The following is a 15384-nucleotide window of genomic DNA, read 5'->3' as shown; positions in this document are numbered from 1 at the left end:
GTCTCAGATATAAAAAAGGCCGCTACCCGATGAGGTTAGCGGCCTTTTTTTTGCCCTTCGTCCATTGGGTCGAAGAATAATCAGATTTTATCTAACCACTACGCTGACGGCGCGGCGGTTTTGGGCCCATGAGGATTCATCTGAACCCAATGCATCGGGGCGTTCTTTGCCATAGCTGACTGTGGTCATGCGGCTTGGGCTGACACCTAATGACGCGAGATAGTTTTTTGCGGCATTGGCGCGGCGTTCGCCAAGTGCAAGGTTATAGTCGCGCGTACCGCGTTCGTCGGCATGGCCTTCAATCGTGATCTGTGCGTTGGGATGCTGGGCCAGCCATTTGGCCTGACTTTGCAAGACAACCTGATCTTGCGAATCAACATTATAGCGGTCTGTATCAAACAAAATTCGGTCGGACATAGTGTTGGCTAGAAAATCGCCCTGAGATCCGCTTGTATAGCCCGGTCCTGTTGGTCCGGTCGGCCCTGTTTGAGTTGTTCCAACCGGCGGCGGTGGCAACTCTTCGGGTGCTTTTTTTGCACAGCCGGCGAGAACCAGTCCGGTGGTAATCAGGAGGGGGGTCGCATATTTCAACATATTTCTGCTCCTTAAATTTGCCCTTGGCGGGCTTGTTATAACCTGTTTTCAGTGACTTGTAATCTAATTTGAATCAGCTGCTAAACTATATATGTTGCCTTTCGTTTAGGGCAGTAAGGGACCCCACGCCGGGTCAGAACCGTTTACCGGCGTCGGTAACTCTCGTTCGTTCCGGCCGGTGAGATCGACCTGCCAGATGCCCGCATCGCCGCTGCCGCGCTTGGTACGGAAATATTGAATAACGCGGCCATTGGGGGCCCATGTCGGTGCTTCATCCTGCCAACTGTTGGTGAGCAAGCGCTCTCCGCCGCCACTTGGCGTCATGACACCAATGCGGAAGTTGCCAGCCATTTTCGTATAAGCGATCAAATCGCCGCGCGGGCTCCATTCGGGGGTAGCATAGCGGCCACCACCAAAGCTGATCCGCCGTTCACTGCCGCCATTGGCACCCATGATATAAAGTTGCTGGCTGCCTGAACGGTCGCTTTCGAAAACGATTTGGCTGCCGTCGGGTGAAAAGCTGCCGCCGATATCAATACCCGGGGCAAAGGTTAGACGCGTTGGTTGGCCGCCTTGCGATGATACTTTATATATATCGGTGTTACCCGCAATAGCCATCGAATAGAGTATCCACTTGCCATCGGGTGACCAGCGCGGCGCAAAAGTCGGGTTCGTGCTCTGGGTGATCAGCCGTTGGCTGCCTGTCCCGATTTCATAAACATAAATACGCGGGTTGCCGTCCAGAAAGCTTAAATAGACAATTTTCTTATAATCGGGTGAAAAGCGAGGAGTTAATGCTGTGGCCTGACCATTGGTGATGAACCGGTGGTTTGCACCATCACTGTCCATGATCGCGAGCCGCTTGCGCCGGTTACCTTTGGGTCCGGTTTCGGCAATATAGGCAATCCGGCTGTCAAAAAACGGCGATTCACCGGTTAAACGGGAATAGACAAGATCGGAACATTTATGCGCGGCGCGCCGCCAGTCACCGGGATCGACGACAAAGCCCAGACGGGTTAGTTCTGTTTGCAAGGCGACATCATAGAGATAACAGCCGACAGTCAGCTTTCCGTCACCATTGGCGCGCACAAAGCCCTGAATCAGTGCGGAAGCGCTTGTGCCGCTCCAGTAAGGAAATTGCGGCTCGGTCACTTCGTTGAAACTAATGCTGCGGACCTGATTACGACCAATCGGCTTGAATAGCCCGCTCGAGCGCAAATTGCTCACGATAACATCGCTGATCTTGTTGCCGAGTTCGGCAGTCGATCCGGCAGGCGTATCAACGCTTTGCTGGGTTGGAAAGCCGGGTACTGCAATTACCAGATCATCGGCCGCGCTGTTGTCGACATCGACGGTCAATTGAGCCTGTGCGGGTACGGCCAGTCCGACCGACAGGGCAAGGCCCATCATCCATGCGTGGAATTGTTTGCGGGAAATTCGTGAGATCATGTTTCGTCTCCTATATTCCGAGATAGAGTATCGGTTCAATCACCTGCCACTCATCATAAAATTTCTCGGGAAATGTTGTATATGGTGCGGCTAGCCGTACGGCGGCTATGGCGCGCTCTTTGTGGACATCGGCCTGCGATTGATTGCTGGCGGTGATGCCGGACGTTGTGGCGGACGGTGTGCCGACTATATTGCCGCTGCGGTCTAGCCGCGCTGTGACTTTAGTCCGCAGCAGTTCAGCATCAGCTCCGGTAGGCGGCTTCCAATGTTGTTTGACCTGACGGTATAATTCCCGCTGTAAGGAAGCCACGGCGCTCGCCGATACTTTTTCAGCAGTAATATTCTGGTTCCGGCTAACGGACGTCTCATCGGTCACGCCTTTGAGGAAATCTTTGCCAAGCCGCGATCCCTTGGGTTTTGCTTTGGGTTCTTCCTGCGGTTTGGCCTTTTCCGCCGGTTTGGCTTGGGGCGGGGCTTTTGGTTTGGGCTTCGCTGCGGTCTTTTCCCGCGGCGGGGTTGGTTTTACTTCGGGTGCCTTGGTCAGTTTGATAGGTTCTGGTTCACTCAGTTCCGGCTGCATTTGGTCCAATGGATCAGGATCACCAAGTTCGGGCGCTACGCTGGTTGCAGGAGGCACCATCGCAGGGTTGGGCGACGCGCTTTCCAATCCTACCTCGTCGGCAATCATGACTTCGATGGATTTGGGTTTATAAGCCTCATCCGGCTGGGAAATCAGGCTGAGCGAAAGCAAGCCCACCAGTGCAATATGCCCAGCAGCCGCTATTCCCAAGCCAATTTTTTCAGCCTTCTCCATAACAGCCTTTAATATCTAAATTCACTCAGATGAACCAGTTGTGACTAAGGACACACGGTTCAAACCTGCCCGGTTCAGTTCGCCCATCACACCCATCATAAGACCATAATCCAGCGTTTTATCGCCGCGCAGCATGATCTGGCGTGGGTCTTCGGCATTCTGGTTTTTGGCAATTTCGTCCAATCTCGCGGCCAAGCCATCGCGGCTCATTTCTTCATCATCAAGATAAATCACGCCCTGTTGATCGATCGATATTTGTACCGGTTCCTGATCCTGTTCCAGCGCATTGGCACGGCTTTCCGGCAGGTCCACCGGAACGCCGGTTACCAATAAGGGGGCAGTGACCATGAAGATGATCAGCAACACCAGCATAACATCGACAAAAGGTGTGACGTTAATCTCTGCCATCGGCGCGCGGCCCCGTTTGCGACGGCCATTTCCGGGAGCAAGGTTCATTGCCATGACTTATTTCCCCAATTCGAGTTCACGGCTCAATGTCGCGTGAAATCCATCGGCAAAGCGGCCCATGCGGGATTCAATCTTGTTCAACCGGTGAGAGAAGCGGTTATAAGCGATAACCGCCGGAATAGCGGCAAAGAGGCCGATGGCCGTAGCAAAAAGCGCCTCTGCGATACCGGGGGCAACCACGGCCAGCGAACTATTCTGTTCTGCCGCAATGGCCGAAAAACTGCGCATAATGCCCCAGACCGTACCGAACAGCCCAACAAAGGGAGCAACGCTGCCCACGGTGGCAAGGAAATTCAGGCGGTCAGCCATTTTATCGACTTCCTGCTCGATCGTTGCGTTCATCGCGGTGGCGAGGCGTTGGCGGGTGCCTTCCCGATCAATCGGTCCGCGTGCGGTCGAACGCCGCCATTCGCGCATGCCTGCGGCCAAAACCTTGGCCATGGGAAGGTTGGATTTGCCGTGATCATCGTAAAATTTGTCGACATTGTCAGCTTTGGAAAAAGACTGTTCAAACTTGTCTGATTTGCTCGCGATGCGGCCAATTTTTACTGCAAAGCTGACGATGATCGTCCATGTCCAGACACTGGCCAGAAGCAGTCCGATCATCACCAGTTTAACGATAATATCTGCTTGTAAAAACAGCGCTAGTGGCGAAAATCCACTGGATGCTGCGTGAATGGAAATACTGTCTAGCAAAGCTAAATCCTTTTAATTTTTTCGATCATTATCCAAAGTCGTCATTTATCGCTGTTCATTATTGCGGCAAACGCTTTTATCCATGCTTCCGGTTGCCGCCTTGGCCGTCCGGCGGGCGTAAGATAGGCTACCTGAATGTTGGCTGACGCGATTTTATCGTTTCCACGCAATATGTTCTGTTCGATTTCAACGCTGGCTTTACGCAACTTATGCACTTTACTTATGACAAGCAGATTATCCTGTAATTTTGCTGGCGCAATATATTTTATATGCAAATCGACCACTGCATAGGTGCCGTCCCCGGCTTCAAATGCAGCGCGCTGATCCATTTCAAGCTGATGGAGCATGTCGGAGCGGGCCCTCTCCATATATTTCAGATAATTTGCGTGATAGACGATACCGGAAAAGTCGGTGTCTTCGTAATAGACACGGCACGCAAAATAATGGCGTCCCTCTCGAAACGCGCCATCATGCGGGGTAATATCTAAGGGTAAATTGCTGATGGCATCCATCGGCAAGACTCCAGTCGTTCAATTGAACCGGCGATAGCGGGAAACGTTCCGTTCAGCGTAATTTTGAGTCTTTTTGACGGTTGTGCGGGGGGGGGGGGCATTTTTAACGGATTTACAATATTACCCGTGAAATAGTTTCCTACACGCGTTAGACAAGCTACTATAATCTCGCTTCTTTCTCATTCCGGAAATATTATATCATCTATTTTACACGCCAGAAAGCGGAGCAGAAAAACACGTGTGATTTGTGTGAACTTTGGAATGGATTTATGGAGTACAGGCGCCAGCATCTGTCTTATCGACAGTGCTGACGCGCAAGCGTGTATATCCGATCGCAGTTCTAACCCCCCATATTCATTTTGCAGATGCACAGCTTGTTGCCATCAAGATCACGGAAATAGGCACCATAAAACACATCAGGCATGCGCCAACCCGGTGCGCCTTCATCCACAGCACCCAGCTCCAGAGCCTTTGCATGAAGCGCATCAATTTGCTCGTTACTGTCAAAGGAAAGCGCGACCATTGTGCCATTGCCAAAACAAGCTTCGTTACCGTCATAGGGGCTGGTGATGCAGATCATCGGTTGTCCGGGCGTCTTTCCGTAAAATTGACCACCTAAGGGTGTTTCGAAAAGCCTTTTGACGTCTGTTCCTTCAAAAAGTTTATCATAAAATTTCAGGGCTTTGTCTTTGTCATTGGTGCCGAGCATTGTGTACGCAATCATTTGGTTCTCTCCTAGTGGGGGATAGTTGATTCGATTTCGGAGTGAAACCTATCACCCATCGCGCGAGATGCAATGATCAGAAGAGTATGAACCAGCCAAGGCAAAAGAAAACGGAGCAAAAGCGTGTGGCCTTTGCTCCGTTTTATGGTGTTTAGCTGGAGGTGATTAGCCAGCGGGGCAGTTGCCAATCCGCTTGCCGTTGCTTTTGGCAGAAATGTTCATTTTCATGCCGCCGGCTCCGCCGTTCATTTCCATTGTCATATCATAGCTGCTCGGACCATATTGGCCGTTCATGACCATCGTCATGTCACCGGGTGTTCCCGGAGTGGCACAGGACATTTCTGAGGCGATCGCGCCGCCGCTCATGTCAAATTTCTTGACCTTGCAGTTGGTTTTTTCCTGAGCCGCAAAGAATTCCGCGCCCGGGTTTTTGGCTTGTTCTTCCGTAATACAGCTCTTGCTGACCGTTGTTGTTTTCATGCGGTCCATCATATTGGCTGGCGCGCCTTTTGGGAGGCCGTCAATTTTGACGTCGGTGATTTCAACTGTGTTTTCCCACTCGCCGGGTTCCAGAGTGACTTCGTTCATCACCTTTGCGACTTCATCGGCGCTGATATTGCCATCACCGTCTGTATCTGCATGGTTGTTAGAGCAGCCTGCCAATAGCGCCACTGCAGCTACCGATATCAGTATTTTCTTCACGTATATTTCCCTCAATTATGTACTGCACCTCTCTTCGCCATAACGTGAATGTTCAATGTTGTAAATTTTCGAAGTGTAATGTCTTCTTCCTTCCAAGATTGGGGGTGACAATGGACCTGTTTTGTTCCATATCCTCATCATGGCGAAGCTGGTTATCAGAGAAGGTTTGGCGGAACCGCAGACGGATGAAAATTTCGTCCCCCATAAGCCCGTTCGCCCCGATAAATCGGAAGGCGGTAGAGCCTTCGAACTTGTCAGCGATTTTGAGCCATCTGGTGATCAGCCGCAGGCGATTAAGGAACTTGTTGCCGGAATTTATGAGGACGAACTGGATCAGGTGCTGCTGGGTGTCACCGGATCGGGCAAGACCTTCACCATGGCCAAAATTATTGAAGCGACCCAGCGCCCGGCTTTGATATTGGCACCAAATAAAATTCTTGCGGCACAATTATATGGCGAGTTTAAAAATTTCTTTCCCAATAATGCGGTCGAATATTTCGTCAGCTATTATGACTATTACCAGCCGGAAGCCTATGTCGCCCGATCAGATACATATATTGAAAAGGAAAGTTCGGTAAATGAAGCGATAGACCGGATGCGCCACAGTGCCACCCGTTCGCTGCTGGAACGGGATGATGTGATTATTGTCGCATCGGTATCCTGTCTCTATGGTATCGGTTCAGTCGAAACCTATTCTGCGATGATCTTTGATCTTAAAAAAGGGCAGTCGGTCGATCAGCGGGATATAATCCGTCAGCTGGTTTCTCTCCAATATAAGCGCAATGATCAGGCTTTCGCTCGGGGAACCTTCCGGGTGCGCGGCGATAATCTGGAAATTTTTCCGTCGCATTACGAAGATACGGCGTGGCGCATTTCCTTCTTTGGTGACGAGATTGAGGAAATTGTTGAATTTGATCCGCTGACCGGACGGAAAGCGGCGAGCCTTGATCGTGTACGGGTTTTTGCCAATTCCCACTATGTGACACCCGGGCCGACGATGAAGCAGGCTATGGAGGCTATTAAGCTGGAACTTGCCGTTCGCCTGAAAGAATTGGAGGCAGAGGGCAAGTTGCTGGAGCATCAACGGCTGGAACAGCGAACCAATTTCGATCTTGAAATGATTGCCGCTACTGGCAGCTGTGCTGGGATCGAAAATTACTCTCGCTTTCTAACCGGCCGCTTGCCTGGTGAACCGCCACCGACGCTGTTTGAATATCTACCGGATAACGCATTGCTATTTGTTGATGAAAGTCATCAGACCGTGCCGCAAATCGGAGCCATGTCAAAGGGGGATCATCGCCGCAAAATTACCTTGGCCGAATATGGGTTCCGGTTGCCAAGTTGTATCGACAACCGCCCACTCCGTTTCAATGAGTGGGATGTTATGCGCCCTCAGACCGTCAGTGTATCGGCCACTCCCGGAAAATGGGAAATGGAACAGACCAGCGGGGTCTTTGCCGAGCAGGTGATCCGTCCGACAGGACTTATCGATCCGCCGGTGGAGATTAAGCCGGTTGATGATCAAGTCGATGATTTGATCAATGAATGCAGGAAGGTGGCAGAACAAGGATACCGTACCTTGGTGACGACACTGACCAAACGCATGTCAGAAGATTTGACCGAATTCATGCATGAGTCAGGCCTGAAGGTTCGCTATATGCATAGCGATGTCGAGACGCTTGAACGGATTGAACTGATCAGGGATTTGCGCTTGGGCGTTTATGATGTTTTGGTCGGGATAAACCTGCTCCGCGAAGGTCTGGATATTCCGGAATGTGGATTGGTAGCCATATTGGATGCCGACAAGGAAGGTTTCCTGCGTTCCGAGACGTCGCTTATCCAAACCATCGGCCGTGCGGCTCGTAACGTGGATGGGCGCGTAATCCTTTATGCTGACCGCATCACCGGATCGATGGAACGCGCACTTAATGAAACCGGGCGGCGGCGCGAGAAGCAGGAAGCTTATAATAAGCTTCATGGAATCACTCCTGTTTCGATCAAGAAAAACATCGGTGATATTGTCGCTCATGTTGCAAGCAAAGACCAAGTCACGGTGCCAATCGATGACGACACCGCCCACCTCGTCGGTCACAATTTGCGCAGCCATATCGAGAGTCTGGAAAAACGTATGCGCGATGCGGCTGCTGATCTGGAATTTGAAGAAGCCGGACGTCTGCGTGATGAAATTCGCAAACTAGAAGCAGATGAATTGGGCTTACCGCCCGATTTGCAATTGGCAAAACCCAAAGGCCGCGCCACGGAGGGGAAGCCCGGAACTCGGAAAATGGGCTTTGGCCGCACGCAAAAGAAATTTTGATCTGAATATATTGATTTTTGGCGGGCATCGTAACCAAATTTTCAGCATCGTTCTCGATCAACGACATTCATCGATAGACGAACGGTTTCGGTCCGCCTTGAACATGCCAGCATAGGGGTTCATGCTGTTCATGATCATATTCGGGGATAGATGTTATGCGAGCAGTATTTTTGACGGCATTGGCAAGTTCCGCCATGGCGCTCAGCGCCTGTTCTTATGACAATGGCGATACCGCATCTGCTTCGTCCGAGGCGGCAATCAAAGCTGGCCCTGATTTTACTGCCGCTGTCGCTGCACCTGGCCGCGAGGAAACCGATCTGGCGTTGGATGCCAGCCGTCAGCCAGCCGAAATTTTGGCTTTTATGGGACTTGAAACTGGTGATGCGGTAGTCGATATCTTTGCGGGCGGCGGCTATTATAGCGAGATTATGGGTGCGGCAGTCGGTGCAGGCGGGTCAGTTGTCGCCGTGAATCCACCGCAATTTGTGTCGAGCGATGCGGCGAAGGGAAAATGGGCAGGCATAGTCACGCGGCAGCCCGGTGTGTCCCTGTTTCCTTCCCAATTGGACGATTTTACGCCTCAGCCTAGCAGCTATGATTTCGCCATGATGCATCTCATCTATCATGATCTCTATTGGGAAAGCGAAAAGTTCAAATTTGCCCGGATGGATCCAGCCGCCTTTCTGACCAAGCTATATGCCGGTATGAAGCCCGGCGGTATCGTGGCTGTGGTTGATCATGTTGGTAATGCTGGAGATACCAGAGCCGTGGTTGAAAAAAGCCATCGGATTGATCCCGCCACGGTGAAAGCCGACTTTGCGAAAGCGGGTTTTGTGCTGGAAGCACAGAGCGATATGTTTGCCAATCCCGATGATGATTTTGAGAAAAATGTCTTTGACCCGTTAGTGCGCGGAAAAACTAACCGTTTTGTTATGAAGTTTCGTAAACCCGCTTAGTTGTACGATTGATAATGTGGTCTGAAACGGTCTAAATTGCGGTTCGAAAACGCGGCGATCGCGAATCGATTTTTCGTCGATTTTTGTGCGACGCAGCATTTTTTAGTCTACGATCGACAAATGTGGATAAAGTTACAAAAAAATGTAATATAATTTCAAAACGTTACGCGAGTTTACTATAGTTTACAAGACAGTTCATGTCCCGTTCGGGTAAAGCATTCTATACAAGTTACATATCTACCAACTGACGCGGACCACCGTACTGGGTTCAGCGGTTCAGTTCTAAGAAGTGATATTTTTATGTCGCTTATTGTGGACGGTAAAAACAAACGAAGTCAACGAGTATAAGATTATCGCGGGTATCGTGTGGCCTTCTACCTAGTGGTTTATCAGTTTGTCCGGCGGCGGCTTAGGGTCGCAGGCCGTCGGAACGAAGAAGAGGGGCAGATTTCAGTTGTGTATTAAATCTGTCCCTCGTTTTGCTTAAGAGCCACGATATTGTTGTTGTTAGTTTATGTCCGGCATTCCTTTACGGGGCTTTCAGGGGGTTTGCGAGCCGCCGGACTTTAGGTGAGTAGGGCTGGCGCGCTCAGTTGAGTATCGCGCGACGGCTCTACTTATCCATTCTTCCCATATTTGCATCTACCCGGCATATTTGACCGAGCAACCATAAGGCCGGGATTGGGCAACACTAATGGCTTTACCTGCCTTAAGTTCAGCCAAGGCAGCGGTGACGTGATTGCGCGCATCCTTGATATCAGCTATATTTGCCGTGGGCTTATCATCAATGCCGCCTTGATAAACCAGCTTTCCTGAATCATCGATAATATACATATGGGGCGTCGTTCTGGCTGAATAGGCTTTGCCGACGACGCCTTTGCTATCGAGCAGATAATGATCCGAATTGATGCCCTGTTTCTTAACCAATGCCTGTGATTCTTTGCCATTCATGTAGCCCTGTTTGCCTTTGGCTCCGCTATTGATGGTGAGCCATATGACCCCCTGTTTACGGGCAGCGGCCTGGGTCGCTTGCATATTACCGCTGCTATAGTGTTTCGTCACAAACGGACAACCTGGGTTGTGCCATTCCAGAACCACAGTCTTTCCTCGGAATTGCGATAGTTGCACGGTTTTCCCGTATATATCTGTCAATTTGAAATCCTGAGCGACGGCACCAATTTTCTGCGCGGCGGCCAGCGGCATCGCAATGCCTAGAGCGGCAATGGCGGTAATTGATACCGCGGTGGATTTAAACAGCATTGCAACGTCCTTTTTGTTCAATCAATATTGAGCCCCGGGAAGTTATGCGACTAAATCGGTCAGTGTCCCGATGGTCAAAATCTGGGGCAATATAACAGGTTCTTTGCCGGGCGCATAATATAGATAGAGCGGTACACCGGCGCGGCCATGCTTTTCTAAAAATCTGCTGATTTCCGGATCAGGTCGGGTCCAGTCTCCCATCAACACTGTAACATTTGCTTTGGCAAACGCGTCGGCGGTCTCCTGACGCTGGACGGCAGCAACCTCATTGGCTTTACAAGTAATGCACCAGTCGGCGGTGAAATAGGCGAAGACCGGTTGATCGGTTGCGCGCAGTTCGGCTAACCGTTTCTCGCTAAATGGTTCACTCGGTAATGTTGCAGACGATGCGGTAGCCGTTTTCTGGCTTTCCATTGCCGTGTCATCAGGCAGGAGCAGCACGCCGCCAATAACCGAAGCAGCTAGGGCGGTTGTTGCGAGTGGGCCGCGCGAGAGGCCTTTTATTTGGCCGCCACCAAACCACCAAAGAACCAAGGCCACGAGCAGCAGGAAGACCAAGGATAGCGCCAATCCGTCTTCTCCGATTTGCCGCCCGAGCAGCCAGATGAGGCCGATGGCGGTGACAAACATCGGAATGGCCATGGCCTTGCGGAAACTGTTCAGCCAAGGCCCGGGTTTCGGCAAACGACTGCGGATCGCAGGGATGAAAGCGATGAGCAGGAAGGGCAGCGCGAGTCCGACGCCTAAGCCTGCAAAAATGACTAATGCGGCAATGGGGGGGAGTACGATGGTTGCGCCCAATGCGGCGGCCATGAAGGGGCCGGTGCAGGGGGTTGCGACAAAGGCAGCGAGCGCGCCGGTCCAAAAAGAACCCGCCGCCCCATTTTTCTGGGCGAGCTTGTCGCCGAAGTTGACATTAGGTAGCTCAAACAGGCCTGCAAGGTTGAACCCTATGGCAGTAACTAGTGCCAATAGTACGAAGATGATCCGTGGGTCTTGAAGCTGGAAGGCCCAGCCAACCGCTACCCCGCTTGCCCTGAGTGCTAGCAGCAATCCGCCTAAGGCCGTCGCGACCAGAACCACGCCTGCGGTATAGGCTAAGGCATCCCGGCGTACGACAATTTCATCGCCACCCGCTTTAGCAAGGCTGATCGCTTTCAAGCTCAGGATTGGAAAGACACAGGGCATCAGGTTGAGCAGCAAGCCGCCGATTATCGCACCGCCAAGGGCCAAAAATAGCAGAGACGTTTTAGACTGGTCGTCACCACTGATAAAATTTTCGTTGTCACCACCGCTGTTTAAAGGAACACCAGACATTTCCACGTTGCCGCTGGCGGCGTCTAAGGAAAACCCCATATGCGGCCCGATTTTGAGGACACCGGAAATATTCTGCAATGCATCGCCGCGGGCGCCTGTTTCGATGACCAGCATGTCGCCGTCACGGTTGACTTTTTGCGACGCGGCATAGTCCACAATCCCGTCTTGCAGAATGAAGAAATAGGGTGCGGCGACGTCGCTATCTGCCGGAAACGGAACGGAGATGCGGAACAGGTCATCCTTGACCATGAAGGTCGCCGCGCTGCCCAGCGGACGCGGTAAGGCTTTGCGATAGTCGTTAAAAGCTTTGTTCAGCTTAATCGCTGTGTCCTTACCAACGACTTCCAGAGTGATCGAGAGTCTATCTTGCTCGGGTACGCAAACTTCGTCGGTGCAAGCAAGCCAATCGGATTTTACCGAGATACTCAGCGGCCCCGGCTTTGTATTCTCAGGCACTTTCAAATCTACAAGAACGGCATAATCGCCCTTGTATATATAGTTCATAATACCGGAAATGAGTAATGTATCGGGAACCGGATATCGCGGCCCGCCAGCGGTTACGCCCTCGGGCAATTTCCACGCGAAACTCATGCCGATGCCGGCATCACCGGGATTTTCCCAATAGCCGTGCCATGTTGGCTTGGGTGTCATTACAAAAGCGAGCGTAACGCTTTGTCCGGCCTGTACCTGCTGTGATTCCGCGACCAGATGCGCGGGCACGTTTAATTCACGTTTATTCAGTTCTACCTGCGCCCGCGCGGGAGTGATGCTCAGCAGCGCCGCGAAAATAAAAGCGGTGAAAACCATCTGGATGATGGCGCTGATTTTTTGCCGAGACCAAATAGTTGTCGAAGAAATGTCAGATGTCATAAAAAATCACCAATTTCATTTTACGCTGCCCGTCTATCCGCGGTTCACTTGCCACAGCCGCTCTATACCATGGGGATTATTCGTGCACGCCATCAAATATGTTACAAGCTTCATAGCTTTTATCGCAATTTCCACCACAGCCAATGCCGAGCATCACACCGCGCCGAAATCGGGTAAGCCGCAACTGGTTGTTGCCATTTCTGTCGATCAATTTTCGGCCGACCTGTTTAGTGAATATCGTAGCAGTTTTACCGGCGGATTGAAGCGACTTTCTGATGGCGCGGTTTTCCCGTCTGGTTATCAATCCCATGCCGCGACGGAAACATGCCCGGGACATTCTACGATCATGACCGGTGTCCATCCCGGCCGGGCCGGAATTATCGCCAATAACTGGATCGACCTCAGTGTGAAGCGCGATGACAAGACCGTCTATTGCGCGGAAGACGAGCGGATTGAAGGAACCAGTTTTGGCAGCATCACGGCTGAAACCCAGGGTGATTATATCGCCTCGGCTTGGCATTTGTTGGTTCCGACCTTGGGCGAACGGTTAAAGAAAATCTCGCCGAAATCGCGCAATGTCGCGGTGTCGGGCAAGGACCGCGCGGCGCTGATGATGGCAGGTAAAGAAGTGGATGCCATATATTGGTGGAAGGGCGAGGGCTTCGTGACGCTGAAGGGGCGAGACATTGCCCCGGCTATAAGCGCGCTGAACACTAAAATTGGAGAGTCGATCGACAAGGCGAGCCCAGCGCTGAAAATTCCGGCCCAATGTGCGGCGCGGAACAACAAGATTGTGATTAACGATAAACAGTCCGTCGGCGATTATGCCTTTCAACGTCCGGAAGGAGCCAGCCGGATTTTCCGGGCGTCGCCCGGTTTTGATGGTGTGACTGTTGATGCTGCTCTGGCTTTGGTGAAATCAATGAAGTTGGGGCAGGGTGATGCAACGGATATTCTGTCCCTCGGCTTGTCCGCCACCGATTATATCGGACATTCTTTCGGTACGGCTGGTCTTGAAATGTGTATCCAGATGAGTGAACTGGACCGCAATCTGGATGTGTTTTTCAGCGATTTAGACGCGCAAAATATAGACTATGTGGTGATGTTGACCGCCGATCACGGGGGCCATGATTTGCCAGAGCGCCTGAAAACGCAGGGCGTTCCGGACGCGCAGCGGATTGATCCGAAATTGAACGCCAAGGATATTGGCGCGCAAATCAGGCAGTCTCTCTCTGTTTCAGGTGACGAGCCTTTGCTTTATGCCGATGGTCCATTTGGCGATTATTATCTGAGCCTGTCGCTTGACGCTAAAACCAAGGCAAAGGTCAAAGCCGAAGCCATGAGATTAATAGCGAGCCATCCGCAGGTACATGCGGTTCTGGATGGTGTTGATCTCGCGGCCATGGAAATGCCGCGCGGACCTGTTGAGGAGTGGAGTTTGGCGGAACGTGCGCGCGCATCCTATCATCCTGATCGGTCCGGAGATTTCATTGTGTTGCTGGACAAAGCGGTTACGCCCATTGCCGATACCGGCCGTGGCTATGTCGCCACCCATGGCAGCCCATGGGATTATGACCGGCGCGTGCCCATGTTATTTTGGCGCAAGGGCATGAGCCATTTTGAACAGCCTTTGTCGGTGGAGACCATCGATATAGCACCGACATTGGCAGCGCTCATCGGGGTGGATATTCCAGCGGATCAGAGGGACGGCCGCTGCCTTGATCTTGACGGCGGTGCTGGCGACACGTGTCAGTAATTTACGCGCGGCGCGGGAGACCGAAGAGCGTTTATCGTTTTTGGTAACGGGTTAAGCCCCGACCCAAACTGTTATTCGCAATCCGCATTTGATCGCCGCTCCAGTCCGCAACAAACCAAGTGTTGCGCTGCACGCCTTGGGCGAGAGATGCACTGTTGGAATGGATATTGAGGCCAGTGGAGCTATGGTTTTTACCTTCGGCGGCGATGGCAATGAAAGCGCTCCAATTTTCCTTGTTCTGGCCCTGAACAAAAACATTGCCGTTGATCACACCGGAGGCACCAGCGGGCAGGTCGATCATATAGTTGGTGGCGCGTCCTTGCGTGTCATCAAAACTGCTGTTTGTGACTGTCACCCGCGGTGCGCGGCTTTTGATATAGTGACCGCCATTACCCTTTTCAAAGCGGCTGTTGGTGACCCGCAAAGAACCATAATCACCAATATAGATACTATGTGCGCAGGAAAGACCCCGGTCACAGCGGCCCAGCCGCTGAAAGGTTGAACGATCAATGACAATACTGCCATTTGCATCATCAGCGGTTAGCAAGCCCTGTTCGCTATTACGGAACAAGGCATTACTGATAGTTAAATTGCCGCGTTCCAGCCGGATGCCGGCACCATTACCATCGGGCACGCGCTGGTTTTGAAAGATAATACCATCGACCACTGCGGATTGGCCGCGCAAAACCAAAGCGGCCTTGCCTTCGCAAACGCCCCCATCCAGTATCGCTTTGCCCGGAACCGCAGAGCGATAAGTAATCTGGCCTTCGGTCTGAACCGCACAATCACCATATGCGCCCGGTGCGATGATGATGGTGGCGCGGCGTGCCCCGATAGATTCTACCGCAGCCGACAGGCTGTGAAATGTCCGGCCATTTTCCGCAACCGTGAAGGGCGCATTTTTCTGGGCTAATGCTTCGGGACCAACCATGATGGCAAGGGTGACGGC

General features: G+C 51.9%; 14 protein-coding genes. 3 read left to right on the top strand and 11 right to left on the bottom strand.

Going from position 1 to position 15384, the window contains the following annotated elements; all coding sequences use genetic code 11:
- Positions 1-87: 87 nt before the first annotated feature.
- The 8 genes from pal to V7676_RS10365 all read right to left on the bottom strand — a co-directional run bounded on the left by pal (position 88) and on the right by V7676_RS10365 (position 5959).
- Complete coding sequence (pal, locus tag V7676_RS10400; RefSeq protein ID WP_335659878.1) at positions 88-591, bottom strand: peptidoglycan-associated lipoprotein Pal; 504 nt, start codon at positions 589-591, stop codon at positions 88-90.
- Between the two features lie 108 nt (positions 592-699).
- Positions 700-2043, bottom strand: a complete 1344-nt coding sequence (gene tolB, locus V7676_RS10395; RefSeq protein WP_442955429.1) for a Tol-Pal system beta propeller repeat protein TolB — start codon at positions 2041-2043, stop codon at positions 700-702.
- A 10-nt stretch (positions 2044-2053) separates the two neighbouring features.
- Positions 2054-2857: a cell envelope biogenesis protein TolA gene (locus tag V7676_RS10390; RefSeq protein WP_335659643.1), complete on the bottom strand. Its 804-nt coding sequence runs from the start codon at positions 2855-2857 to the stop codon at positions 2054-2056.
- Positions 2858-2878: 21 nt separating this feature from the next.
- Positions 2879-3319, bottom strand: a complete 441-nt coding sequence (tolR, locus tag V7676_RS10385) for a protein TolR (RefSeq protein WP_335659642.1) — start codon at positions 3317-3319, stop codon at positions 2879-2881.
- A gap of 3 nt (positions 3320-3322) precedes the next feature.
- Positions 3323-4021, bottom strand: coding sequence for a protein TolQ (gene tolQ / locus V7676_RS10380; protein WP_335659641.1), 699 nt, complete (start codon positions 4019-4021; stop codon positions 3323-3325).
- A gap of 41 nt (positions 4022-4062) precedes the next feature.
- Positions 4063-4533, bottom strand: coding sequence for a YbgC/FadM family acyl-CoA thioesterase (locus V7676_RS10375; RefSeq protein WP_335659640.1), 471 nt, complete (start codon positions 4531-4533; stop codon positions 4063-4065).
- A gap of 340 nt (positions 4534-4873) precedes the next feature.
- Complete coding sequence (locus V7676_RS10370; protein WP_335659639.1) at positions 4874-5257, bottom strand: VOC family protein; 384 nt, start codon at positions 5255-5257, stop codon at positions 4874-4876.
- Between the two features lie 165 nt (positions 5258-5422).
- Positions 5423-5959 carry a DUF3617 domain-containing protein gene (locus tag V7676_RS10365; RefSeq protein ID WP_335659638.1) on the bottom strand — a complete coding sequence of 179 codons (537 nt, stop codon included), beginning with the start codon at positions 5957-5959 and terminating at the stop codon, positions 5423-5425.
- A 139-nt stretch (positions 5960-6098) separates the two neighbouring features.
- On the opposite strand from V7676_RS10365, the gene uvrB reads away from it, so the two are divergent.
- Positions 6099-8276, top strand: a complete 2178-nt coding sequence (gene uvrB / locus V7676_RS10360; protein WP_335659876.1) for an excinuclease ABC subunit UvrB — start codon at positions 6099-6101, stop codon at positions 8274-8276.
- A 155-nt stretch (positions 8277-8431) separates the two neighbouring features.
- Complete coding sequence (locus tag V7676_RS10355) at positions 8432-9232, top strand: class I SAM-dependent methyltransferase (protein ID WP_335659637.1); 801 nt, start codon at positions 8432-8434, stop codon at positions 9230-9232.
- Positions 9233-9874: 642 nt separating this feature from the next.
- Here the strand turns inward: V7676_RS10355 and V7676_RS10350 are convergent.
- Entirely contained in the window at positions 9875-10492 is a 618-nt protein-coding gene (locus V7676_RS10350; protein ID WP_335659636.1) for a thioredoxin family protein, read from the bottom strand.
- Between the two features lie 42 nt (positions 10493-10534).
- Positions 10535-12679, bottom strand: a complete 2145-nt coding sequence (locus V7676_RS10345; protein ID WP_335659635.1) for a protein-disulfide reductase DsbD family protein — start codon at positions 12677-12679, stop codon at positions 10535-10537.
- Positions 12680-12761: 82 nt separating this feature from the next.
- Between V7676_RS10345 and V7676_RS10340 the strand changes: the two genes are divergently transcribed.
- Positions 12762-14435 (top strand): alkaline phosphatase family protein, encoded by a 1674-nt coding sequence (locus V7676_RS10340; RefSeq protein WP_335659634.1) that lies wholly within the window; start codon positions 12762-12764, stop codon positions 14433-14435.
- Positions 14436-14466: 31 nt separating this feature from the next.
- Here V7676_RS10340 and V7676_RS10335 read toward each other — a convergent pair whose 3' ends face one another.
- A complete protein-coding gene (locus V7676_RS10335; protein ID WP_335659875.1) occupies positions 14467-15366 on the bottom strand; it encodes a right-handed parallel beta-helix repeat-containing protein in 900 nt (299 codons plus the stop codon).
- Between the last annotated feature and the right edge of the window lie 18 nt (positions 15367-15384).

The sequence above is a fragment of the Parasphingorhabdus sp. genome (genome assembly GCF_036963805.1).
In the GTDB taxonomy this organism is placed as follows: Bacteria; Pseudomonadota; Alphaproteobacteria; order Sphingomonadales; family Sphingomonadaceae; genus Parasphingorhabdus.
This window is presented reverse-complemented; position numbering and strand designations above follow the sequence as displayed.

Bases quoted from the DNA above. Each gene is read 5' to 3' on its own strand.
- V7676_RS10335 (WP_335659875.1), bottom strand. From the start codon at position 15,366: ATGGTTGGTCCCGAAGCATTAGCCCAGAAAAATGCGCCCTTCACGGTT.
- V7676_RS10375 (WP_335659640.1), bottom strand. From the start codon at position 4,533: ATGGATGCCATCAGCAATTTACCCTTAGATATTACCCCGCATGATGGC.
- tolB (WP_442955429.1), bottom strand. From the start codon at position 2,043: ATGATCTCACGAATTTCCCGCAAACAATTCCACGCATGGATGATGGGC.
- V7676_RS10370 (WP_335659639.1), bottom strand. From the start codon at position 5,257: ATGATTGCGTACACAATGCTCGGCACCAATGACAAAGACAAAGCCCTG.
- uvrB (WP_335659876.1), top strand. From the start codon at position 6,099: ATGGCGAAGCTGGTTATCAGAGAAGGTTTGGCGGAACCGCAGACGGAT.
- V7676_RS10350 (WP_335659636.1), bottom strand. From the start codon at position 10,492: ATGCTGTTTAAATCCACCGCGGTATCAATTACCGCCATTGCCGCTCTA.
- V7676_RS10390 (WP_335659643.1), bottom strand. From the start codon at position 2,857: ATGGAGAAGGCTGAAAAAATTGGCTTGGGAATAGCGGCTGCTGGGCAT.
- V7676_RS10355 (WP_335659637.1), top strand. From the start codon at position 8,432: ATGCGAGCAGTATTTTTGACGGCATTGGCAAGTTCCGCCATGGCGCTC.
- tolR (WP_335659642.1), bottom strand. From the start codon at position 3,319: ATGGCAATGAACCTTGCTCCCGGAAATGGCCGTCGCAAACGGGGCCGC.
- V7676_RS10345 (WP_335659635.1), bottom strand. From the start codon at position 12,679: ATGACATCTGACATTTCTTCGACAACTATTTGGTCTCGGCAAAAAATC.